We start from the raw sequence: 22,249 nt of genomic DNA on the forward strand, positions 1-22,249 counted from the left end.
AAAACTTCAACTTTTTAAATTTAGCCAACCGATTTATTCTAAATATAAAATCCAACCAATAAAATGAGTTTAGCGAAAAACACATCAATATATCTTGTTTCTAATATATTAAATGCAGCAATACCTTTTATATTGCTACCAATATTAACAAGATATCTAACACCTTCTGAATATGGCCAAATAGCCATGTTTCAAGTCCTTTTATCTGCCTTAACTACATTTATTGGTCTAAACTCAGTTGGTGCAGCCAATAGAAAATTTTATGACAATGATACTGACGACCAAGTATTAAAAAGTTTTAATGGTAGCTGCATTCAGATCCTGATAATCACTACTCTACTCACTATTTTCCCGATGCTTTTTATTGGTGAGATAATTAGCGAATTTTTATCTATTCCTTTAAGTTGGGTCATAATTGCAATATTGATAAGTACATTAACATTTGTCATAACACTTCGTCTGGGCCAGTGGCAAATAAGAAACCAAGCAAAATTTTTTGGAATACTTCAAGTTAGTAACAGTCTTATTAACATGCTGTTATCTTTATTTCTAGTTATTGGAATGAAACTAGGAGCTTCTGGTAGGGTTGATGCACAACTGATCACTACATTAGCTATTGCAACCATTTCCCTGATTCTTCTTTATAAAGATAAACTATTAGAAATATTTACTTGGAAGCCAGCCCAAATAAAAGAAATTTTATTATTTGGTATCCCCTTAATACCTCATCATATAGGATTTTTTTTACTTAGTTCTGTAGATCGTTTTTTTATCAATAAAGAGATAGGCTTAGCTGAAGCAGGTATTTATATGGTAGCAATTCAATTGAGCTCAGCACTTGCTATTATATTTGATGCTATCAACAAAGCTTTTGTTCCATGGCTATTTAACAAGTTGAAAGAAAATATATATTCAGAAAAGCTAAAAATAGTTAAATATACTTATTTATATTTTTTTACACTAACAATTATTGCATTATTAGCCTTCTTAATCGGACCTATGCTATTTATTTTCATAGCTGGTGACAAGTATTCTCATGGTAGAGAATTAATAGGTTGGCTATGTTTAGGGCAAATTTTTGGTGGAATGTATTTAATGGTGACAAATTATATTTTCTATAGTAAGAAAACTGGCAAATTAGCATTAACTACAATAACAACAGGAATTATTAATGTCATATTATTAATTATTTTCCTCCCTTTATTTGGGCTAATTGGTGCTGCTTATGCTTTTGCTATATCAAAATTCTGTCAATTTATTTTCACTTGGATTATATCCTACAACTCAGTTAAAATGCCTTGGTTAAAAAAAGAGATTTAATTTATGGACTTAGTCATATGTAATACACCATTACAAATTCTACAAATCGAAAACTTAATAAAACAGAAAATAATAAAAGAAAATGATTTTCATTTACTATTTTTTGTATATGGGGAAACAAAAAAGCTAACTTATTACTATAATAGACTGAGCAAGCTAAGTTATAGTAGTTATTATTTTAAATGTACAAACTTTCCATTTTACATACTTAACTTAAGAAAATTATTTAAAGGTAGAAAATATAAAAACATATATACTGCAAGCATTGACAATAAAATTGTTCATTACATTTTAACTTTTTCTGATTTCAATAAAATATTTACTATTGATGATGGGACTGCAAATATATTTAAATCATCAATTTACTATATAGAAAAAAAAACCTATAAAGCATTTATTAGCAAAATAGTACATTTAATCTTAGGATGCAAGTTTGATTTAAAAAAAATCAAAAATAATATAGAAACACACTATACTATTTATCCAAACGTACCTAACATAATAAAAAAAACAAAAAATAATAACTTTATTTTTCCTGTAAAAAAAACACATAAAGAAAAAAAACAGTCAAAAGAAATTAACTTATTCTTAGGTACCGTTTATGATGAAATCACATATAATAAAAAAGAATTAATATTATTAATGACGCAATTTTTTAGTAATAAAGAATTCCACTATATAACTCACCCTAGAGATAATGAGCTTTACTTTGATAACGTCAAATATATTGATAGCCTTAAGTCCTCAGAGGAAATTATTATTGAACTTCTAAATAAATATGACACTGTAAATATCTATGGTTTTAATAGCTCAGCTCAATTTAACTTGATGTATACAGATGGAATTAAAAATCACATAATAGCAAGCGCTCTTATAACTCAATCACTAAAAACCTCAGGCTATTCTTTTATAGAATTAAACTTAGATGAATACCATAAAAAAAATCACAATCTCAATTAAAATAATCTCACATATTCTGCTATTAAATATGATAATAACGAAATAATAAGAGAAGTTAATTAATGAGCATTTACATTAGTACAATCGACTTTTTTAGAGAAGAGTATACTATTTTATTTTTCATTCTATTTCTTTTGGCTTTTTTTAGTTGCTTTAATAAAAACAAACATATAAACAACTCCGCAACTATTTTTATTTCGAGCGTCTATGGTCTCGTAGTTGGGCTTAGAGATATAAAAGTCGGAGCCGATACTGTTAGCTATCATAATATTTTTATAGAAAACAAAATCATACCTGGTGATGTATTCTTTTCTATTTTCACGAAGTTCACTCATTATTTTTTAACATCACCATCTGCATTTATTACTTTATTATCTTTAATTTTCTACATGCTACTTGGTTTATTTTGTATAAAAAAATCAAACTCTCTAGGCAATTCACTTATCTTATTTTTTGGCTTCATATCTGTAGTTTATATGTATGAGGTAGCAACTAATGTTATACGACAAGGAATATCTATTGTTATAGTTTTATTCTCTTTGCTTTACTTAAAAAACAATAAAGTTAAATATTTTTTAGTTTTGCTTTTATCTATGTTAATTCATTTATCAAGTGCTCTATTTGCTATAACGACCTTAATTGCAATAAAAATAAAAATAAAAATTGTAATATTACTCTATATTATAACACTTATTCTATACACCTTTAATATTAGCTTGGTTAGTATTTCAAATATTATTTTCAATTATATTCCAATGATAAAGAACATAGACCCTAGGATTGCCTTCTGGGCTAGCGGTGATGCTTTAGGATACTATCGAATCATAAAATCAGGTATATCTGGTTATATCATTATTAACACATTTTTTATGATTTCTTATTATTTCATGCAGAGAAAATACCCATTACTATTCGAAAATAATTTTATTATTAAGTTATTTATTTTACTTTCATCTTTCTTAGTACTATCAGCAGACTTCCCTTTTCCTGATAGAATAGGTGTTTTATCATGGTTTTTAATCCCATTAATATTTGAACCTATGCTAAGGAAAAGTATTAAGACAAAATTTGCATATGTACTCTTTATGGCTATATTCTTTTTCTTATGGGCATTAATCCGTTCATATTATCAAATATAGAGTGACTAAAATATAAAAATGATTAAAAAACCTTTAATATCAGTTATTATTCCTGTATACAATGTTGAAAAGTATATAGAAAAATCAATTACATCGGTAAAAGAACAAATATATCATAATTTTGAGGCAATAATAATTAATGACGGTTCAACTGATAATTCGATACTAATAGCACAAAAAATAATAGAAAATGATAATCGATTTGTTATTCTAAACAAAGAGAATGGAGGTTTGTCTAGCGCAAGAAACCTAGGTATTAACACATCAATCGGAGAATTTATTACATTTTTAGATAGCGATGATTACTTAGAGCCATCTTTCCTTTATGATATGGTTAAACATATTAATGATGGAGTTGATATAATCTCATGTAATATCAATAATGTATTAGAGAATGGTGAGATCATTTCTCACTTTATATCACCATTCCAAGGGCTATACCTTTCAAAAGATATTTTTGACAGTGCAATTGAGTCAACTAAAATTAGTTGTGTGGCATGGGGAAAGCTTTATAGAAGAACCCTTTTTATTAAAAATAATCTTTTATATAAAGAAGGAATTTTATATGAAGACTTTCCGATCACTTATATTCTTTTCTATCATTCTATTAAGATTTATTTTGTAAAAGAAGCCTTAATTAATTATGTTCAGCGTGATTTATCTATAACAAAAAAATTCAACCCCAAAGTTATTGATGATAGTTACTGGTCTATTTGTGATATGAAACGTTTTTTGAACGAGAAAAATATTTTTCATCAATATGAGGAAAACTTTAACAATGCCTATCTCATTCACTATGTATACAGAATAACAAAACTATCTGTGATGCACGGTCAAAATTTTAATTATTTAAGTAAATTCAAAAAAAACCTGAATAATAATATTTTTACTTTAAAAAATATATTATTACTTTTTAAAAAAAATAAAAAAATTGGGGGCGCCTTGCTCTTATTAAAAGTAAACACACTATTGTTTTACTCACTCGTTAAACTCAAAGCATAGCTTTAACGGAAATATAAAAACCGAACTATATACTTCTTTAATATATAAATAGGTGAACTATTGAAAACAGCAGTTATGATCCAAGCCCACAAAAACTCAAAGTATATTTGTCTCTTAGCAAAAAAAATCCAGATGTTAATTTTTATATCCATGTAGATAAAAAAAGTCAACAAACCTTTGATGAGATTAGTATACAAAACATATCGAATGTTACTTTATTAAAAGAACGCATAAATGTATATTGGGGAGGATATAGCCAAGTAATCGCCACATTAAAGCTATTAAGTTCAGCATTAAAAAACCCTAACAATCAATACTTTCATTTTATTAGCGGCGAGTGTTTCCCCATAAAAAGTTTTAATGAAATCGAGCAGGAATGGAATATTTCCCCAGAAAATAACTATATAGAAAGTTATTTCCATAAAGAAAACAATTGGCGATTAAAAGTTTCAATGCCACATACAGACACTATATTTTTTCGAACTTTTCTTGGTAAAGTTTTAAATAAAACAATAAAACTATCATCTTACATTTTAAAAACATCGAAAATACCCACAAAAAATTACTATTATGGTTCATCATGGTTCTCAATTAATAAAGAATTAGCCAAATTTATAATTGATATAAGTCATTCAACTGAATTTTTTGATATCTTTAAAAGAACCCCCTGTTGTGACGAACACGCACTTCAAATTTTGGTCAGAAATTTTAACATTAAAAATATTGTTAACAATAATAAAAGATTTGTTATTTTTAACGGAAAAGCAAATCCAGAATATGTATCTATCCAAAAAGTATATGAGATAAAAAAATCACAAGACTATTGGTTTATACGAAAACTCGATGAAGACTTATTACTATTTCTACTTAAAAATAATGATTGATATTATAATAGGTTAATTCATGAAAGAAATTTTAAAATTTTCAGTCCTTTTATCTGTGTATATTAATGAAAAACCAGAATATTTAGATCAAGCACTTAGTAGTATTTTAGTATCCCAAACTATCAAGCCTACTGAGATAGTCTTAGTTAAAGATGGGCCATTAACCCCATGCTTAGATGAAATAATAACTGTATGGGAAAATAAATTTCCAAAAGTTTTTAACGTTATCATTTTAGATAAAAATCTAGGTTTAGGTAATGCACTTAATATTGGTTTAAAACATTGTCGGTATGACTGGATTTTTCGTATGGACACAGATGATTACTGTGACCAGGAGCGCTTCCAAAAGCAAATAACGTTTATTCAATCTAATTCTGATATAGTGCTATTAGGTACATGTACCGAGGAGTTTGATATTTCCATGTCGAAATCTATTGGTTTTAGAATAGTCCCTAGCTCACATCAGGAGATATGTAATTATATAAAGAAAAGAAATCCTTTCAATCATATGACAGTTGCTTTTCGTAAAAATATTATTGAAGACATCGGTGGTTACCAACATCATCTGTTTATGGAGGATTATAATCTATGGATTAGAGTTATTGCCGCTGGTTACAAAGTTGCTAACTTACAGGACTGCTTAGTTAGTGTCAGAGGGGGAGATTCTATGGTTAAACGGCGTAAAGGTATAACTTATATAAAAAGTGAATTTCAACTAGCTAAATTGAAAATTGAGAAAGAAATTGATACTCCACTTAATTCATACTTAAACTTTACGCTACGCAGTATCCCTCGGTTATTACCAACTTATATACTTTCAAAAGTATATAAAAATTTAAGAAAATAAAGGTCCAATATGCTAACTATCATTGGTGGTTCCGGTTTTATCGGCACCCGTCTCTCTAATCAGTTAAAATCCCAAAATATCGATTTCAAAATTGTTGATATTCAAAAAAGTGAAGCTCATCCTGAAAAATGGGAATTTGGTGATGTGACCAAACCTGAAACACTTATTGAGCCATTAAAAGGCAGTGATGTTATTATTAATTTATCTGCTCAACATAAAGATAATGTGCACCCAATTAGCCTTTACTATGACGTGAATGTTGATGGTGCTAAAAATGTCTGTGATGTGGCTGAGCAACTTGGCATTAAACATATTGTATTTACCTCTTCTGTTGCTGTTTATGGCTTTGTTGAAAAAGAAACTGGTGAAGACGGTGAATACCATCCATTTAATGACTACGGCAAATCAAAACTTGAAGCCGAATATGTCTATGATGCATGGCAAGCTAAGTCAGCGGATAATATTTTAGTCACTATACGCCCAACAGTTGTTTTTGGTGAAAATAACCGTGGTAACGTTTATAATTTATTCCGCCAAATTGCTTCAGGCCGTTTCTTAATGATCGGTGCAGGGAATAACCAAAAATCGATGGCTTATGTTGAAAATGTCGCCGCATTTATTTATTTTGCGACCACATTTACAGCTGGAAAACATGTTTTCAACTATATTGATAAACCTGACTTTACTATGAATGAACTAACCACTGTAATTTGTGGTGCGTTAGATAAACCAAAATCAAATATTCGCGTTCCTTACCCAATCGGGATATTAGGTGGCTACTGTTTCGACATTCTTTCTAAAGTGACAGGCAAAGAGTTTCCTGTCAGCAGTATTAGAGTGAAAAAATTCTGTGCAAGAACACAATTTAAATCAAACTACATTGCTGATACCTCATTTACACCACCAGTTACACTGGAAAAAGGTATCGCTAATACAGTTCAATACGAATTCAAATAAAATAGGCGAGTGCCTTTAACCATATTGCTATAGGGATAGAGTGTATTTATGAAGCGTCTTTCTGTTGCTGTACTTATGCTAACCGCATTAACGGGCTGCACCGTCACCCCTGGCGCCTATGTATCAACCTCAGGCAAAAATGTGGTTGATACGGGTGACCGTGACATTACTAAATTGGTTGATATCTATCCAATCTCACCAAAATTGTTGGATGATATGTACACTGCTCCAACCATTGCTAAACCGAATGCGCAGTTAGAAAAGCAACTGACTCACTATGAATACCGCGTGGGTGCAGGTGATGTACTAACCATTACGGTTTGGGACCACCCTGAGCTCACTATCCCTGCGGGTTCTTACCGTAGTGCGCAAGACTCTGGTAACTGGGTTCACTCTGACGGCACCATTTACTACCCGTATATTGGTAAAGTTAAAGTGATCGGTAAAACCGTCACCGAAATCCGTACCCTGATCAGTAACCGCTTAGCCACCTATATCGAATCCCCACAAGTGGATGTCAGTATCGCAGCCTTCCGCTCGCAAAAAATGTATGTCTCTGGCGAAGTTGCCAAACCGGGTACGCTGCCTATCACTAACGTCCCACTGACTATCTTAGAAGCCTTTAATAATGCCGGCGGCTTAACCGAAAAAGCCGATTGGGATAATGTGGTGCTTACCCGTAATGGCAAAGAAATCAAAGTCTCATTACAAGATCTAGTACAGTACGGCGATTTAACCCAAAACTACCTGATGCTACCGGGTGATGTGCTGTATGTACCACGTAATGATAGCCAGAAAGTATTTGTGATGGGTGAAGTCGGCCAACCAACGACCTTAACTATTGACCGCGCAGGTATGAGTATTACTGAAGCTCTGAGCAAAGCGAGCGGGATAGACCAAACAACCGCTAATGCAACAGGGGTATTTGTTATTCGCCCAATTAAAAACCAACCAGCGGAAGACAAAGAACTTGAAGCACTATTACCGAAAAAAATGGCCGCGGTATATCAGCTAGACCTATCAGATGCGACATCGCTTGTAATGGGTACTGAATTTAAACTACAGCCTTATGACTTAGTGTATGTTACCGCAGCACCTGTGGTACGTTGGAACCGTCTAATCACTCAGTTATTACCAACTATCGCTTCATATAATCAATTAACCGAAGGTACCAAGCGTATTCACGACTGGTAATCGATATGTTTAATAATATTCTCGTTGTTTGTATGGGAAATATCTGCCGCTCTCCTACGGGGGAGCGTTTATTGCAACGCTATTTTCCCGAAAAAACGGTTCATTCCGCGGGCATTATCGCCAAAAATGGCATGCCAGCTTATGACAGTGCCATTCGGATTGCCGAGCAACATAGCCTTTCCCTTGAAAACCATCAATCACGTCGCTTAACTAGCGAATTATGTAATAAAGCAGACTTAATCCTAGTGATGGAAAACGAACATATTGCTAAAATCCACCAACAGTTTCCTGAAACTCGCGGCAAAGTGATGTTATTTGGGCAATGGATCAATAAAACCGAAATCCCTGATCCGCACAAACGCAGTGATGAAATGTTTGAACATGTTTACCAGTTGATGGAAAAAGCCTCGATGACTTGGCAAGGCAAAATTTAATTTTATTTATTGGACGACTTAACATTTAACCTATTATGAACACAACAAAGAATAGCTCCCCTGCCTCAGATGAAATCGATCTGCTCGCTCTGTTTAAAGTTTTGAAATCCAACACCATTAAAATTGGGTTTTTTACTGTGTTTTTTGCCGCTATTGCAATAGCATATAGCCTATTAGCAACACCAATTTACCAAGCCAATGCGACCTTACAGTATGATAAATTAGGCCAAGTCTCATTACTCGACCAAATGAGTGATGTCATGCCATTTGGTAACAGCAATAACCAAGTAGACTCTGAAATTGAAGTCATCAAGTCCCGCATGGTGTTGGGTAAAACCGTTGCAGACCTGAACTTAGACACGCAAACAGCCCCTGAAGGCTTTGTCAGTAAATTACTGGGTGAAGTGGCTCCCGTTCATGTTGACCTATTTCAAATACCTGAAAACTTAATTGGCCAACCATTTACCCTGACTTATTTAGGGGATAACAATTATTCCCTAAATGTGGATGGCCAAGTTTTGCAAGGTAAAGTCGGTGAAGTCCTTAAACAAAGTGAAATTAACTTATTGATTTCCAGTTTCACGGCTGAAACTGGTGAAGAATTTGCATTAATCAAAAATGCCCGTTACTCCACCATTGAAGACTTACGCAACACTCTAACCATCGCTGAAGTCGGTAAAGGCACTGGTATTATCAGCTTAGCCATTAAAGGTGCGGATAAAGTTGAGAATGTTAACATCCTCAACAGTGTTATCCAAAACTATGTAGACCAAAATACCGAGCGTAAGAAAGAGGTGACTAACAATACGCTCGTATTCTTAGATGACTATTTACCTACAATTAAAAAGAAATTAGATAACTACGAAAATCAGTTAAATGCCTTTCGTAAAAAGAATGAATCCATTGACCTTTCTTTAGAAGCAAAAGCTGCTTTAGATACTGCTTTGCAGGTCGAAGAAAAGCTTAATGAGCTAACCTTTAAAGAAGTGGAAATTCAGCAATTATATACTCGTAACCACCCCGCTTATCAGTCCCTGTTAGATAAACGCCAGCAACTGTTACGTGAAAAAGAAAAAATCAGTAAAAATATCCAAAAACTACCGAATACCCAACAAGAAATCGTCCGTTTAACCCGCGATGTTGAAGCAGAGCAGGCCATCTACACCCAATTAGTGGCAAAACAGCAGGAACTCAGCGTGTTGAACTCCGGTATTACAGCCGATGTGCGTATTATTGACTCTGCAGAGTCGCAACCAAAACCAGTTGCACCGAAAAAATCACTGATTGTTGTTCTTGCCACTATCCTTGGCTTTATTATCGGCTGTGCGTATGTAATTGCCCGCGAGTTCTTTAATAATAAAATTAAAAGCACGGAAGATATCGATGCATTGGGTGTCAATGTGTATGCCACTATCCCTTTCTCTAATTATGAGAAAAAACTCATTGAAGCCGGCAATAAGAGCCCATTAGCGATAGAAAACCCAGCGGATACCGCTGTGGAAGCCATCCGCTCACTGCGTACCAGTGTGTACTTCTCAGTGATGAACCAAGGTAACAACCTCGTTATGGTCACCAGTGCGTCTCCAGGGGTGGGAAAAAGTTTTGTTACCTCCAATATGGCGGTGGTGCTGGCTAATGCAGGTAAGAAAGTATTATTAATCGATACCGACTTACGTAAAGGCCGTTTACACAAAGCCTTTGGGTTAAACAATAAAGCAGGCTTATCTGAATACTTATCACAGCAAAGTTTAGAATCACCCACTATTCATGCTAACGTGATTGAAAACCTTGATGTGATTTGCCGTGGTAAAAACGTCACTCACTCCTCTGAGTTATTAATGGGTGAGCGCTTTAAGCAGTTATTAGATAAAGTCAAAAACCAATACGATATTGTGGTGATCGATACCGCACCAATCTTAGCCATTACTGACTCCGCAATTATTGGTAAATATGTCGGTACTTCATTGTTAATTGCTTTCTATGGTGTGAATACCGTGAAAGATGTTGATTTATCGCTAAAACGCTTTAAGCAAAATGATATCAAAATTACGGGTGTGATCCTAAATGGAATCGATGCAAGGTCTGACGACTATAACTACCATTACGAATATTAAAACTCAGGAATATTGCGATGCATAATCAACAAGTTCTCGTCACTGGTGGCCTTGGCTACATTGGTAGCCACACCTGTGTGCAGATGATCCAGCAAGGGATGCAACCGGTTATTCTAGATAACTTGCATAATGCCAACCTTGAAGTACTTAACCGTATTGAAGCTATCACTGGTGTTAAACCCATCTTTTATCAAGGTGATGTCCGTGATGGGCAAGTTTTAGCATCTATTTTTGCTAATCATCAAATCCAGTCAGTGATCCACTTTGCTGGGTTAAAAGCCGTTGGTGAGTCGGTTGAAAAACCAATTGAATACTATGATGTTAATGTCAATGGCACGTTGGTATTAGTCGAAAGCATGAAAAAAGCAGGTGTTAAAAGCCTGATTTTTAGCTCATCAGCGACCGTTTATGGTGACCCTGAAGAGGTACCGTTAACAGAAAACTCCAAAGTCGGTGGGACTACCAACCCATACGGAACCAGTAAGTATATGGTTGAACGTATCCTTTCGGATTTATATATTGCGGAAGATGACTGGTCACTGACCTTACTGCGTTATTTTAACCCTGTTGGTGCACACCCATCGGGAACCATGGGTGAAGACCCGCAAGGTATTCCAAATAACTTGGCACCGTTTGTTTCCCAAGTCGCTGTAGGACGCCGCCCACAAGTCATGGTATTTGGTAATGATTACCCAACACCGGATGGTACTGGCGTACGTGACTATATTCACGTAATGGATTTAGCGGATGGCCATATTGCCGCCCTGAATAAAGTTGGCCAGCAAGCGGGATTACATGTCTACAATCTTGGAACAGGAACTGGCACAAGTGTGCTAGAAATTATTACTGCGTTCGAAAAAGCAGCAGGTAAGCCAATTAAATATGAGATTGTAGCAAGGCGTCCCGGTGATATTGCGGAATGTTGGTCTAGCCCAGAGAAAGCATTGAAAGATTTAAACTGGAAAGCGCAGTATTCTATCCAAGATATGGTCAATGATAGCTGGCGTTGGCAGTCCATGAACCCTAATGGTTATAACAGCTAACCTCAACGAGTTATTTCACAAACGAGCCTCTATGGCTCGTTTTTTGTTTTCAGGGTGCAAATAAATTTTATGACACATATAAAAGTTCCACATGAAAACAAAGCCATTTGCGCGTAAACTCTTCCCATCATTTATTATCACAAATATCAGCTTAACGTTATGCCACACATTGTTTTATTCGAACCTGAAATACCGCCAAATACTGGCAATATCATTCGCCTCTGTGCCAATACTGGCTTTGATTTACATCTTATTCACCCGCTTGGGTTTACATGGGATGATAAACGCTTACGCCGCGCAGGGTTGGACTATAGCGAATTTGCCGATATCAAACACCATCATGATTATTTTGCTTTTTTAAAAAGTGAAGGGCTGAACCCTGATAATAACCAATCTGAAAGTGGGGCTCGCGTGTTTGCCTTAACCACTAAAGGTAAGCCAAGTCACAGCAATGTCAGCTACCAAGAAAATGACTATTTGATGTTTGGCCCTGAAACCCGTGGGTTACCGCCTTATGTGCTAGATAATATGCCAATGGAGCAAAAAATTCGTATTCCTATGTTGGCAGACAGCCGCAGTATGAATTTATCCAACTCTGTGGCAGTTGTGGTGTTTGAGGCATGGAGGCAGTTAGGGTATGCAGGGGCGTTATTGAAAGATTAATGCCATATTCGAGCTGTATAGTATGGACTCCGATTCTTTGAATCCTATTACAGCTCGATTTATGAAAATAAGCTTTTATTTTCTCATTAAATGACGAAGGAGGAGATTAGGTGAAAATTAGTCTTAAAAAGCAAATTAAAAATACGACTACTGAAACTGTAAATAGTGATAGTAAACTGACAGAAACCGCCTACTTATTATATTCTCCAGCCAATGCTGAATACCTAAAAAAATCTATTGCTCAGTTTAAAGCGGGTAACATATTCAAAAGAAAGATCTTTGAAAAATAGGCATAACGAGTTTCAGAAATAATTAACTCTCTCAAATCCCATCCCCATTTTCAAACCCCCAAATAGTGCCATTAAAGTTTTGGTCCATTTCTAAGGACGGTTTGTCACTGGTTGGTTTGCCAACAATACGTGCTGGAACGCCTGCCACTGTGGTATGTGGTGGAACGGGGTGAAGTACAACAGAACCTGCGCCAATTTTTGCGCCACGGCCAATTTCAATATTACCTAAAATTTTTGCCCCTGCACCAATCATCACCCCCTCTCTTACTTTAGGATGGCGATCGCCACAGGTTTTGCCTGTACCGCCTAGTGTGACGGATTGCAAAATTGAGACATCATTTTCGACAATTGCGGTTTCCCCAATCACAATACCGGTTGCGTGGTCAAGCATGATGCCACAACCAATACGGGCAGCTGGGTGGATATCAACACCAAAGGAAACGGAAATTTGATTTTGTAAATAAACCGCTAACGCTTGGCGGCCTTCTTTCCACAACCAATTACCGATGCGATAGGCTTGCAAGGCGTGAAAACCTTTTAAGTACAATAGTGGCGTGGAATATTTATCAACGGCAGGGTCACGTAAGCGAACGGCTGCTAAGTCCATTGCCGCAGAGAAAATCATACTTTCGTCATTGCGATAAGCGGCTTCCACAATTTCGCGGACTTCAAGCGCAGGCATGATAGGAGAGCTCAGTTTATTCGCTAACATATAGCTGAGCGCACTGCCTAAATTGTCATGCTTTAACAATGTCGCGTTAAAAAAACTGGCGAGAAGTGGTTCGCAGTCCGCAAGAGACTTCGCTTCATCTTTAATGAAACCCCAAATTCTATCCAGTTCTTCACGCGACATAATCACTCACCTATCTATTTTTATTAATCATGCAGCTTTGGCATATCGGCAATTTCATCTTTCGTCGCACGCCCCAATAGTGCTTGCGCTGCCTCTAACACATTTTTATGACGATAGAGGATTTGATAAATTTGCTCAGTAATTGGCATTTCAACACCAGCCCGCTCAGCCAGTGCGCGGACTTCCTTAGTATTACGATAGCCTTCAACCACTTGGCCAATCTCTTTTTCTGCATCTTCAACGCTAACGCCATCGCCTAGCATCATGCCAAAACGGCGGTTACGGGATTGGTTATCGGTACACGTTAACACAAGGTCACCTAAACCCGCCATCCCCATAAAAGTTGCAGGGTCTGCTCCTAAAGCTGCACCTAAACGGCTCATTTCTGCTAAACCACGGGTAATCAATGCAGTACGCGCATTTGCGCCAAACCCCATACCATCGGAGATCCCTGCGCCAATTGCGATGACATTTTTTACTGCTCCGCCCAGCTGCACCCCTACCATATCGGGGTTTTTATAGACACGGAAACTTTTGCCACAATGGAATAATTTTTGTAAATCATCACCAAATTGGCTATCGCTTGCTGCTACAGAAATTGCTGTCGGTAAACCCGCAGCTAACTCTTTTGCAAACGTTGGGCCAGACAACACAGCCAGAGGAATTTCATTGCCTAATACCTCACGTGCCACTTCTTGCAACAAACGACCTGTATCCCGTTCTAAACCTTTAGTCGCCCAAATAATGCGGGAGTCTGCGCGTAAGTAAGGTTGGATTTGTTTTAGTACATCACCAAAAACATGGCTAGGTACGACAATCAAGATATTGGGGCTCGCTTCAACGGCACGTTTTAAGTCCGTTTCAAGAGATAAACTATCAGGGAAAGAAACGCCAGGCAAAAACGCCTGATTGCTGCGATCTTGTTCTAATTGATGAATGTGTTTTGGGTCATGGCCCCATAACACAACCTGATGTGCATTACGTGCAAGCGTAATGGCTAAAGCGGTGCCGTACGAGCCGGCACCGATCACTGTCATTGAAGCAGTATTCATTAAGCGTCCTGTTGAGCTTCTGAGTTCTGCGCTTGTTCACCTTGTTGCTGCTGTAAATAATTCATGAACAGTGCATCAAAGTTAACTGGCGCTAAGTTCAATTGTGGGAATGTACCACGGCCCACTAAGCTTGTGATCGCTTCACGTGCATATGGGAACAGGATGTTCGGGCAGTATGCACCTAAGCAATGTGCCATTTGAGTACCTTCAATGCCTTCGATAGAGAAAACACCCGCCTGCTGCACTTCACACAAGAAAGCCGTTTCTTCACCTAAAGTTGCCGTCGTGGTGACGCGTAAAACAACTTCATAAACACCTTCAGATAGCTGGGTTGAAGAAGTATCTAAATCCAATTTGATTTCTGGCTGCCACTCGTGTTGAAAGATGTGTGGTGCGTTAGGTGCTTCAAATGAAACGTCTTTTGCATAAATGCGTTGAATTTGAAAGACCATTTCTGAGTTGTTTTGTTCTGACATAGTTTATGTACCTTTAACTTCCATATGAATTTTCCCTGTTATTCTTTGAGCTACAGGGGTGTTCGCTGCGTTGCGCTACCCAAGTCACATACTGATGTATGCTCCTTGGATATCTTCACTTGCTGCCTACCTGTAGCCCAAATAATTTAAGGGAAACCCTATTATTCTGAGCTACTGGAATGTTCGCTGTATTGTGTTACAGAAAAATTTTCTGCATTGTGCTCCCCAAATTACTTGCTACATATATAACTTGGGAGCAACTAGATACCAGATAATTACTTCTTACCACGAGCTAAAGGGAGGTTTTCACCTGCCCAGCCAGAGATCCCTTCTTTTAGGACAAAGACTTTTTCAAAACCGTGTTGTGCCAGCTGTTCAGCTGGTTTACCTGATTCCATACCACTTGCAGAAACGATAATCACTGGTTTCTGTTTGTGTTTTTCTAATTCACCTAAATTATTCTCTTTAATTTCAGACGGTGTTAAGTTAATAGAATCAATAATGTGCCCTTTACGGAAATCCTCGCGAGAACGTAAATCGACAACAACCGCCTCTTCTTTATTAATCAGTGTAATCGCTTGTGAACGAGCAATCACTTTCGTTTTAGAGAAAAGGCCTTTAAAGGTCATAACAACCACAGCCACTAATAGCGCTATCCAAACCAGACTCAATAACATGTTCCGGCTTACAAATTGCATGATTTCTTGGATCATGGGGGGCAATCACTCCCGTTAGTTAAAAACAAATATCAAAGGGTTCTGAGTATACCTTTGTGTTGAGCTAATTACAGCCAATTCCCGCAAACTCGCTTGTTTTTTTTGCGCTAAGGCACGCAAAATTAACACTGTTCACTGAAAAACCACGTTTCTGTTTCGAGGCGGTACGCAAATATTTTAACATAAACGTGCTAAACAGGTCTAAGCTGTGCTTCAAATAGGCAATGAATAAGAAAAAAGTATTGAAAACTGGCTATACAAAATAAATCAGTGATAATAAAACTGAGTTATTTGACTTAGTATAGTTCTGATTCAGGGCAAAAATCCGAATTTATAAATGTTTTCAATACTATTTGTTAGACAGTGCTGGAAACCATCACTTGCAGATGAAATAATCAGATATTGCATTTAATTGAGGTGATTTATCACGATGGCCAATACACATCATCGAATGAAAATTTCATTTATTCGTCAGGCTATTAGCGCTCTCTTTGGGTTAGGGCTGCTTGTTCTCGCCCCAACACAGACTGTGTTTGCCAACCAGATCACTGAAAATAAAGGCCAGTTACATGATTTACTCAAAAGTATTGCTGAAAAAGAGAAAAGTGTAAAAGAGCAACAAGCCAAGCGCTCAGCACTACTTGAGCAACTCAAACAACAAGAACAAAGTATTTCTGCAGCGGGTCGTAGCCTGCATGAAACGCAAAACCAATTAAAACAATTAGACAAAGAAATTGTTTCCTTAAATAGCAATATCAAGCAACTACAAACCAAAAAACAACAACAGGAAAAATTATTAGCTGACCAACTAGATGCGGCTTTTCGGTTAGGTAAACACCAAGGACTCACCCTGATGTTCAAAGGTGAAGAAGGCCAACGAGAAGAGCGTATTTTGGCCTATTACAGCTATTTAAATCAGGCGCGTGAAAAAAACATTGTCGCTTTAGAAGAAACCACTAAAGAGCTGCAAGAACAAAAACAACTCGAACAAAAAAAACAAGCCGAACAAAAAACGACGCTGGCTCGCCAACAACAAGAAAAGCGTAAGTTGGATAACGCACGCACTTCGCGGCAAAAAACCTTGAATGTCCTTGAAAGTACATTAAAAGAAGACCAAAAAAATCTTGCTGTCCTAAAACAGAACGAAGCAAGATTACGCGATAAAATTGCCAAAGCCGAACGTGAGGCCAAAGCCAGAGCAGAACGAGAAGCTAAAGAAGCGGCCCGCATTCGTGTCCAAGTGGCAGAAAAAGAACGGCAAGCCAAACAGAAAGGTTCAACCTATAAGCCGTCAGAGAGTGAACGCTCACTGATGTCTCGTACTGGTGGTTTAGGGCGCCCTGCAGGGCAAGCTATTTGGCCTGTTCGCGGCTCATTGCTCCATAACTATGGCGATGTCATTTCCAGTGAATTACGTTGGAAAGGCATGGTTATCGCCGCTAACGAAGGAACCCAAGTCAAAGCTATCGCTGATGGGCGCGTACTACTGGCCGACTGGTTACAAGGCTATGGGCTAGTTGTCGTCGTTGAACACGGTAAAGGAGATATGAGCCTCTATGGCTATAACCAGAGCGCCTTAGTGAATGTCGGCCAAGAGGTTAGAGCAGGGCAACCAATCGCCTTAGTGGGGAGCAGTGGCGGCCAAGAACGCCCAGCACTCTATTTTGAAATCCGCAGACAAGGTAAAACCGTAAACCCACGTCCATGGTTAGGCCGATAAATATAGTTAGGGCGATAAATTTTAAATTCAATTAATTAGGATAACGTTATGCTGAAGCACTTACCCGTTCGACTACTCATTGTTTTCTCATTATTAATGATGTGTCTACCGGTGAGTGCGGCAAAGCTAGCGATTGTGATTGATGATTTTGGTTATCGCGTTAAAGAAGATAACCAAATTTTAGCCTTATCCCCCGCGGTGACTATTGCAATTTTACCGAGCTCTCCTCATGGCCGTGAAGTCGCAGAAAAAGCCCATCAGCAAGGCCGTGATATTCTCATCCATATGCCAATGAAACCATTGAGCAAACAGCCATTAGAGAAAGACACATTAGCACCCTCAATGAATGCAGAGGAAATTGACCGCATTATTAAAAATGCGATAAGCCGAGTTCCTTATGCAAAAGGGATGAATAACCACATGGGAAGTGAGATGACATCTAACTTAGCAGGAATGCGTAATGTGATGCAGAGCCTGTCAAAGTCAAACTTATTTTTCCTTGATAGTGTGACTATTGGCAATACCCAAGCAGGTAATGCCGCCAAAGAATACGGTGTTCCCACGTTACGTCGCCATATTTTTATTGATAACCACCAGTCGGAAGAAGAAACGCGTACTCAATTGAATAAAGCCGTTGCCTATGCACGTAAGCACGGCAGTGCAGTTGCAATCGGCCACCCACATCCATCTACCGTTCGTGCGTTACAAAAATACCTTGCCCAACTTCCTGCTGATGTTGAATTAGTGGGTGTTAGTGCCCTACTGAGCTCTCAACCTACAACGAAACAGCCAACATCATTAAGAATGTTATCTGAAGAAGCGAAAAAGACCTCAGCGCAGCCTAAAACCGAGCAAGCAATACAAGATGAGATCAAAACCCCTCTAACCGAAGATGCAGCAGTTGAGCAACTGGGAACAGCCAGCCAACCAGAAAATATGATTATTCCGCAAGAGCTCGGTATCTGTGAGTTTACATTACCCTCTTCGAAGCTACAGGTAATTGATTTTATTATGTTTGTTGTCGAGGGGATTTATAACGATAAGGCTTTACAACCTTTGTTGGTGCAGGGCGATAAAGCCCAAAAGCGCCCGCTTTTCAAACAATAGCAGTAGCTCATTTTCGATTCCCCTTCTTGGTTCAAAAAAGCCAAAAAGGGGAATTGAGATAATCAATTTAATCCCAGTTTAAAATCACTTTACCAGATTGGCCTGAACGCATGATATCAAAGCCTTTTTGGAACTCATCAATCGAGAATTGATGGGTAATTATCGGTGATAAATCCAAACCAGATTGAATGAGTGTCACCATTTTATACCATGTTTCGAACATTTCTCGGCCGTAGATCCCCTTAATAAATAACCCTTTGAAGATCACTTGGCTCCAATCTGTTGCCATCGAGGATGGGGGAATACCTAATAGGGCAATTCTGCCACCGTGGTTCATGGTGTCTAACATGGTTTGGAAAGCTGCCGGGGCACCAGAAACTTCTAATGCTACGTCAAAACCCTCTTTCATTCCCAGTTCGTTCATCACATCTTTTAAATTTTCACGACTGACATTCACTGCACGAGAAACACCCATTTTTTTCGCCAATTCAAGCCGATAGTCATTCACATCAGTGATAACAACATGGCGTGCACCTACATGTCGGCACACCGCAGCTGCCATGATACCTATAGGGCCAGCCCCTGAAACCAGCACATCTTCCCCCACTAAATCAAAGGAAAGTGCCGTATGAACTGCGTTACCAAATGGGTCAAAAATAGCCGCGATTTCATCAGGGATATTATCGGGAATTTTAAAAGCATTGAATGCGGGGATCACTAGGTATTCTGCAAAACACCCTTCTCGGTTAACGCCCACCCCAATCGTATTGCGGCAAAGATGGGTACGGCCACCACGGCAGTTTCTGCAGTGGCCACAAGTAATATGCCCTTCCCCTGACACTCGGTCACCAATTTTAAAGCCTTTGACTTCCTGTCCAATCGCAACAATTTCCCCTATATATTCATGACCGACAACCATTGGGACAGGAATGGTTTTCTGCGACCATTCATCCCAGTTATAGATATGTACATCCGTACCGCAAATCGCAGTTTTACGAATTTTGATCATCACATCATTGTGCCCGAGTTCCGGTTTCGGAACTTCTGTCATCCATATACCTGATTCAGCTTTCAGTTTGGACAGTGCTTTCATAAAAGACCTTTTATTTGATTATTTTTAGTTTTCTACCAATGCGGGTGAATGCTTCAACAGCGTGTAAAATATCCTCCTCACTATGAGCTGCGGACATCTGAGTACGAATACGTGCCTGACCTTGCGGCACAACAGGGTAGAAAAAGCCCGTGACATAGATACCTTCATCAAGTAGCTCTTTTGCAAAAATTTGGGCAAGTTTGGCGTCACCTAACATCACAGGGATGATGGCATGGTCATCACCTGCGAGGGTGAAACCTGCCGCTGTCATTTTTTCTCTAAATAACACGGCATTACGCCATAATTTTTCACGTAATGAATGACCTTCTTTCATCATATCAATCACTTTGATAGATGCGGCAACAATCGCAGGAGCGAGTGAGTTCGAAAACAAATAAGGACGAGAACGCTGACGCAGCCATTCAACCACCTCTTTTTTCGCTGCCGTATAACCACCGGATGCACCACCCAAGGCTTTACCCAATGTCCCCGTGATAATATCGATACGGCCCATCACATCGCAGTACTCATGGCTACCTCGACCATTTTCCCCAACAAAACCAACAGCATGTGAATCATCCACCATCACCAAAGCTTGGTATTCGTCCGCAAGGTCACAAATGGATTTCAAATCCGCGATCACACCATCCATCGAGAACACACCATCTGTTGCAATTAAAATATGGCGAGCCCCTGCGGCTTTGGCTTCTTCTAAGCGCGCTTTTAATTCCACTATATTATTATTGCTGTAACGGTAGCGTTTTGCCTTGCTTAAGCGAACCCCATCAATAATTGATGCATGATTTAATGCATCTGAAATAATGGCATCTTCTGCTCCTAATAAGGTTTCAAACAGACCGCCATTTGCATCAAAACAGGACGAATAGAGAATGGCATCTTCCATGCCCAGAAAATCCGCCAGTTTGCGCTCTAAAACTTTGTGGTTATCTTGCGTTCCACAAATAAAGCGCACCGATGCCATACCAAAACCATGGCTATCCATTCCTTGTTTAGCCGCTTCGATGAGCGCAGGGTGGTTTGCAAGACCAAGATAATTATTAGCACAGAAATTAATAACTCGCTGGCCACCTACAATTTCAATGTCAGCATCTTGTGAAGTCGTAATAATACGCTCGTTTTTAAATAATCCATCGGCTTCAATTTGTACCAATTGCTCTTGAATCTGCTGATAAAATCTTTCTGACATGATTTCTTCCTGAATAGTTTCTATTAATAGAGTTTAATAATAGTCTCTATGTGTGGCGATATTCACAGCATAAATAAGTCAAGTTTGTAGCCAAGATCACGATATTTACCTTGTTCTCATTTTAGCGCCAGTTCAATTCTCTTCTATCAATGCTACCGTCTGCGCCAAGAGATGTTATTATAGTCACCAATGACGATCCTATTTTCTTAACCCATTTGAGGTATACCCAATGATCATAGTCACTGGTGGAGCTGGTTTTATTGGCAGCAATATTATTAAAGCCCTAAATGCAATCGGCCGCACAGATATCCTAGTGGTCGATAACCTGAAAGATGGCACTAAATTTGCCAACCTTGTTGACCTTGATATTGCGGATTACGCAGATAAAGAAGATTTCATTGTTAGTATCATCGCGGGTGATGATTTCGGTGAAATTGACGCGGTATTCCACGAAGGTGCTTGTTCATCAACCACAGAGTGGGATGGCAAGTATATGATGGACAATAACTACCAGTTTTCTAAAGAGTTATTACATTATTGCTTAGAGCGCGAAATTCCATTCTTATACGCCTCTTCTGCAGCAACTTATGGCGGTCGTAGCGATAACTTTATTGAAGAACGCCAATTCGAAAAACCATTAAATGTTTATGGTTATTCAAAATTCCAATTTGACCAATATGTACGTGAAATTCTGCCAGAAGCCGATTCACAAGTCTGTGGTTTCCGCTATTTCAACGTCTATGGACCAAATGAAGACCATAAAGGCAGCATGGCGAGCGTTGCGTATCACTTAAATAAACAAATTAATGAAGGGCAGAACCCAAAACTGTTCGAAGGTAGCGATACTTTCCGCCGTGATTTTATTTATGTAGGCGATGTGGCTGCGGTAAATTTATGGTTCTGGGAAAATAATGTTTCAGGTATTTTTAACTGTGGTACAGGACGTGCAGAATCTTTCCAAGCTGTTGCTGATGCAGTCACTGAATTCCACAAAGACAAAAATGTGGCCATCGAATACATTGAATTCCCTGAGAAATTAAAAGGTCGCTACCAAAGCTTCACACAAGCTGACCTGACCAAATTACGTGCCGCTGGCTACACTGCGCCATTTAAAACGGTTGCTGAAGGTGTCACCGAATATATGCACTTGCTCAATAAAGACGCGTAACGCTTATTTC

The 22,249-nt window shown here is 38.0% G+C and carries 23 protein-coding genes; 16 read left to right on the forward strand and 7 right to left on the reverse strand.

The window, feature by feature from the left end; translation table 11 throughout:
* Positions 1 to 38: 38 nt before the first annotated feature.
* A complete protein-coding gene (locus PSF67_RS11840; protein WP_272677016.1) occupies positions 39 to 188 on the reverse strand; it encodes a hypothetical protein in 150 nt (49 codons plus the stop codon).
* Here PSF67_RS11840 and PSF67_RS11845 point away from each other — a divergent pair.
* From PSF67_RS11845 to PSF67_RS11905, 13 genes are all read left to right on the forward strand, one after another.
* The gene (locus PSF67_RS11845; protein ID WP_272677012.1) at positions 121 to 1,320 is read left to right on the forward strand and encodes a lipopolysaccharide biosynthesis protein; all 1,200 of its coding nucleotides are present in this window, start codon (positions 121 to 123) and stop codon (positions 1,318 to 1,320) included. The genes PSF67_RS11840 and PSF67_RS11845 overlap by 68 nt on opposite strands.
* A 3-nt stretch (positions 1,321 to 1,323) precedes the next feature.
* Complete coding sequence (locus PSF67_RS11850) at positions 1,324 to 2,280, forward strand: glycosyltransferase family 52 (protein WP_272676973.1); 957 nt, start codon at positions 1,324 to 1,326, stop codon at positions 2,278 to 2,280.
* 62 nt (positions 2,281 to 2,342) lie between these two features.
* Entirely contained in the window at positions 2,343 to 3,419 is a 1,077-nt protein-coding gene (locus PSF67_RS11855; RefSeq protein ID WP_272676974.1) for an EpsG family protein, read from the forward strand.
* An 18-nt stretch (positions 3,420 to 3,437) separates the two neighbouring features.
* Positions 3,438 to 4,421, forward strand: coding sequence for a glycosyltransferase family 2 protein (locus PSF67_RS11860; protein ID WP_272676975.1), 984 nt, complete (start codon positions 3,438 to 3,440; stop codon positions 4,419 to 4,421).
* 107 nt (positions 4,422 to 4,528) lie between these two features.
* A complete protein-coding gene (locus PSF67_RS11865) occupies positions 4,529 to 5,305 on the forward strand; it encodes a beta-1,6-N-acetylglucosaminyltransferase (protein ID WP_272676976.1) in 777 nt (258 codons plus the stop codon).
* A 19-nt stretch (positions 5,306 to 5,324) separates the two neighbouring features.
* Positions 5,325 to 6,152: a glycosyltransferase gene (locus tag PSF67_RS11870; protein WP_272676977.1), complete on the forward strand. Its 828-nt coding sequence runs from the start codon at positions 5,325 to 5,327 to the stop codon at positions 6,150 to 6,152.
* Between the two features lie 9 nt (positions 6,153 to 6,161).
* Positions 6,162 to 7,109, forward strand: a complete 948-nt coding sequence (locus PSF67_RS11875; RefSeq protein WP_272676978.1) for an NAD-dependent epimerase/dehydratase family protein — start codon at positions 6,162 to 6,164, stop codon at positions 7,107 to 7,109.
* Positions 7,110 to 7,157: 48 nt separating this feature from the next.
* Complete coding sequence (locus PSF67_RS11880) at positions 7,158 to 8,303, forward strand: polysaccharide export protein (protein ID WP_272676979.1); 1,146 nt, start codon at positions 7,158 to 7,160, stop codon at positions 8,301 to 8,303.
* Between the two features lie 5 nt (positions 8,304 to 8,308).
* Positions 8,309 to 8,737: an arsenate reductase/protein-tyrosine-phosphatase family protein gene (locus PSF67_RS11885; protein WP_272676980.1), complete on the forward strand. Its 429-nt coding sequence runs from the start codon at positions 8,309 to 8,311 to the stop codon at positions 8,735 to 8,737.
* 35 nt (positions 8,738 to 8,772) lie between these two features.
* The gene (locus tag PSF67_RS11890) at positions 8,773 to 10,851 is read left to right on the forward strand and encodes a polysaccharide biosynthesis tyrosine autokinase (RefSeq protein WP_272676981.1); all 2,079 of its coding nucleotides are present in this window, start codon (positions 8,773 to 8,775) and stop codon (positions 10,849 to 10,851) included.
* Between the two features lie 17 nt (positions 10,852 to 10,868).
* Positions 10,869 to 11,894, forward strand: coding sequence for a UDP-glucose 4-epimerase GalE (galE, locus tag PSF67_RS11895; RefSeq protein WP_272676982.1), 1,026 nt, complete (start codon positions 10,869 to 10,871; stop codon positions 11,892 to 11,894).
* Positions 11,895 to 12,053: 159 nt separating this feature from the next.
* Positions 12,054 to 12,557 carry a tRNA (uridine(34)/cytosine(34)/5-carboxymethylaminomethyluridine(34)-2'-O)-methyltransferase TrmL gene (gene trmL, locus PSF67_RS11900; RefSeq protein WP_096863620.1) on the forward strand — a complete coding sequence of 168 codons (504 nt, stop codon included), beginning with the start codon at positions 12,054 to 12,056 and terminating at the stop codon, positions 12,555 to 12,557.
* Positions 12,558 to 12,667: 110 nt separating this feature from the next.
* The gene (locus PSF67_RS11905) at positions 12,668 to 12,847 is read left to right on the forward strand and encodes a hypothetical protein (RefSeq protein ID WP_272676983.1); all 180 of its coding nucleotides are present in this window, start codon (positions 12,668 to 12,670) and stop codon (positions 12,845 to 12,847) included.
* A 31-nt stretch (positions 12,848 to 12,878) separates the two neighbouring features.
* Here the strand turns inward: PSF67_RS11905 and cysE are convergent, their stop codons facing one another.
* From cysE to PSF67_RS11925, 4 genes are all read right to left on the reverse strand, one after another.
* A complete protein-coding gene (gene cysE / locus PSF67_RS11910) occupies positions 12,879 to 13,700 on the reverse strand; it encodes a serine O-acetyltransferase (protein WP_094962928.1) in 822 nt (273 codons plus the stop codon).
* Positions 13,701 to 13,723: 23 nt separating this feature from the next.
* Positions 13,724 to 14,752, reverse strand: coding sequence for an NAD(P)H-dependent glycerol-3-phosphate dehydrogenase (gene gpsA, locus PSF67_RS11915; RefSeq protein WP_004265161.1), 1,029 nt, complete (start codon positions 14,750 to 14,752; stop codon positions 13,724 to 13,726).
* Complete coding sequence (gene secB / locus PSF67_RS11920) at positions 14,752 to 15,228, reverse strand: protein-export chaperone SecB (protein ID WP_004906947.1); 477 nt, start codon at positions 15,226 to 15,228, stop codon at positions 14,752 to 14,754. Before secB ends, gpsA begins: the two co-directional genes overlap by 1 nt.
* Positions 15,229 to 15,503: 275 nt before the next feature.
* The gene (locus PSF67_RS11925; protein ID WP_195697930.1) at positions 15,504 to 15,941 is read right to left on the reverse strand and encodes a rhodanese-like domain-containing protein; all 438 of its coding nucleotides are present in this window, start codon (positions 15,939 to 15,941) and stop codon (positions 15,504 to 15,506) included.
* A gap of 433 nt (positions 15,942 to 16,374) precedes the next feature.
* On the opposite strand from PSF67_RS11925, the gene envC reads away from it, so the two are divergent.
* Together envC and PSF67_RS11935 are read left to right on the forward strand one after the other, a co-directional pair.
* Entirely contained in the window at positions 16,375 to 17,664 is a 1,290-nt protein-coding gene (envC, locus tag PSF67_RS11930; protein WP_195697931.1) for a murein hydrolase activator EnvC, read from the forward strand.
* Positions 17,665 to 17,760: 96 nt separating this feature from the next.
* Entirely contained in the window at positions 17,761 to 18,771 is a 1,011-nt protein-coding gene (locus PSF67_RS11935; protein ID WP_272677013.1) for a divergent polysaccharide deacetylase family protein, read from the forward strand.
* A 67-nt stretch (positions 18,772 to 18,838) separates the two neighbouring features.
* Here PSF67_RS11935 and tdh read toward each other — a convergent pair whose 3' ends face one another.
* Together tdh and PSF67_RS11945 are read right to left on the reverse strand one after the other, a co-directional pair.
* Positions 18,839 to 19,864 carry an L-threonine 3-dehydrogenase gene (gene tdh, locus PSF67_RS11940; protein ID WP_272676984.1) on the reverse strand — a complete coding sequence of 342 codons (1,026 nt, stop codon included), beginning with the start codon at positions 19,862 to 19,864 and terminating at the stop codon, positions 18,839 to 18,841.
* Positions 19,865 to 19,874: 10 nt separating this feature from the next.
* Positions 19,875 to 21,071: a glycine C-acetyltransferase gene (locus tag PSF67_RS11945; RefSeq protein ID WP_181489977.1), complete on the reverse strand. Its 1,197-nt coding sequence runs from the start codon at positions 21,069 to 21,071 to the stop codon at positions 19,875 to 19,877.
* Positions 21,072 to 21,300: 229 nt separating this feature from the next.
* Between PSF67_RS11945 and rfaD the strand changes: the two genes are divergently transcribed.
* On the forward strand, positions 21,301 to 22,239 hold the full coding sequence (gene rfaD, locus PSF67_RS11950) for an ADP-glyceromanno-heptose 6-epimerase (protein ID WP_166267118.1): 939 nt from the start codon (positions 21,301 to 21,303) through the stop codon (positions 22,237 to 22,239).
* Positions 22,240 to 22,249 lie beyond the last annotated feature (10 nt).

This window comes from Providencia sp. PROV076, assembly GCF_028483405.1.
In the GTDB taxonomy this organism is placed as follows: domain Bacteria; phylum Pseudomonadota; class Gammaproteobacteria; order Enterobacterales; family Enterobacteriaceae; genus Providencia; species Providencia huaxiensis.

Coding starts and splice junctions, on each gene's coding strand:
- PSF67_RS11840 (WP_272677016.1), bottom strand. CDS start 188: ATGGCTATTTGGCCATATTCAGAAGGTGTTAGATATCTTGTTAATATT.
- PSF67_RS11850 (WP_272676973.1), top strand. CDS start 1,324: ATGGACTTAGTCATATGTAATACACCATTACAAATTCTACAAATCGAA.
- PSF67_RS11855 (WP_272676974.1), top strand. CDS start 2,343: ATGAGCATTTACATTAGTACAATCGACTTTTTTAGAGAAGAGTATACT.
- PSF67_RS11860 (WP_272676975.1), top strand. CDS start 3,438: ATGATTAAAAAACCTTTAATATCAGTTATTATTCCTGTATACAATGTT.
- PSF67_RS11870 (WP_272676977.1), top strand. CDS start 5,325: ATGAAAGAAATTTTAAAATTTTCAGTCCTTTTATCTGTGTATATTAAT.
- PSF67_RS11875 (WP_272676978.1), top strand. CDS start 6,162: ATGCTAACTATCATTGGTGGTTCCGGTTTTATCGGCACCCGTCTCTCT.
- PSF67_RS11880 (WP_272676979.1), top strand. CDS start 7,158: ATGAAGCGTCTTTCTGTTGCTGTACTTATGCTAACCGCATTAACGGGC.
- PSF67_RS11885 (WP_272676980.1), top strand. CDS start 8,309: ATGTTTAATAATATTCTCGTTGTTTGTATGGGAAATATCTGCCGCTCT.
- PSF67_RS11890 (WP_272676981.1), top strand. CDS start 8,773: ATGAACACAACAAAGAATAGCTCCCCTGCCTCAGATGAAATCGATCTG.
- galE (WP_272676982.1), top strand. CDS start 10,869: ATGCATAATCAACAAGTTCTCGTCACTGGTGGCCTTGGCTACATTGGT.
- trmL (WP_096863620.1), top strand. CDS start 12,054: ATGCCACACATTGTTTTATTCGAACCTGAAATACCGCCAAATACTGGC.
- cysE (WP_094962928.1), bottom strand. CDS start 13,700: ATGTCGCGTGAAGAACTGGATAGAATTTGGGGTTTCATTAAAGATGAA.
- gpsA (WP_004265161.1), bottom strand. CDS start 14,752: ATGAATACTGCTTCAATGACAGTGATCGGTGCCGGCTCGTACGGCACC.
- secB (WP_004906947.1), bottom strand. CDS start 15,228: ATGTCAGAACAAAACAACTCAGAAATGGTCTTTCAAATTCAACGCATT.
- PSF67_RS11925 (WP_195697930.1), bottom strand. CDS start 15,941: ATGATCCAAGAAATCATGCAATTTGTAAGCCGGAACATGTTATTGAGT.
- envC (WP_195697931.1), top strand. CDS start 16,375: ATGGCCAATACACATCATCGAATGAAAATTTCATTTATTCGTCAGGCT.
- PSF67_RS11935 (WP_272677013.1), top strand. CDS start 17,761: ATGATGTGTCTACCGGTGAGTGCGGCAAAGCTAGCGATTGTGATTGAT.
- tdh (WP_272676984.1), bottom strand. CDS start 19,864: ATGAAAGCACTGTCCAAACTGAAAGCTGAATCAGGTATATGGATGACA.
- PSF67_RS11945 (WP_181489977.1), bottom strand. CDS start 21,071: ATGTCAGAAAGATTTTATCAGCAGATTCAAGAGCAATTGGTACAAATT.
- rfaD (WP_166267118.1), top strand. CDS start 21,301: ATGATCATAGTCACTGGTGGAGCTGGTTTTATTGGCAGCAATATTATT.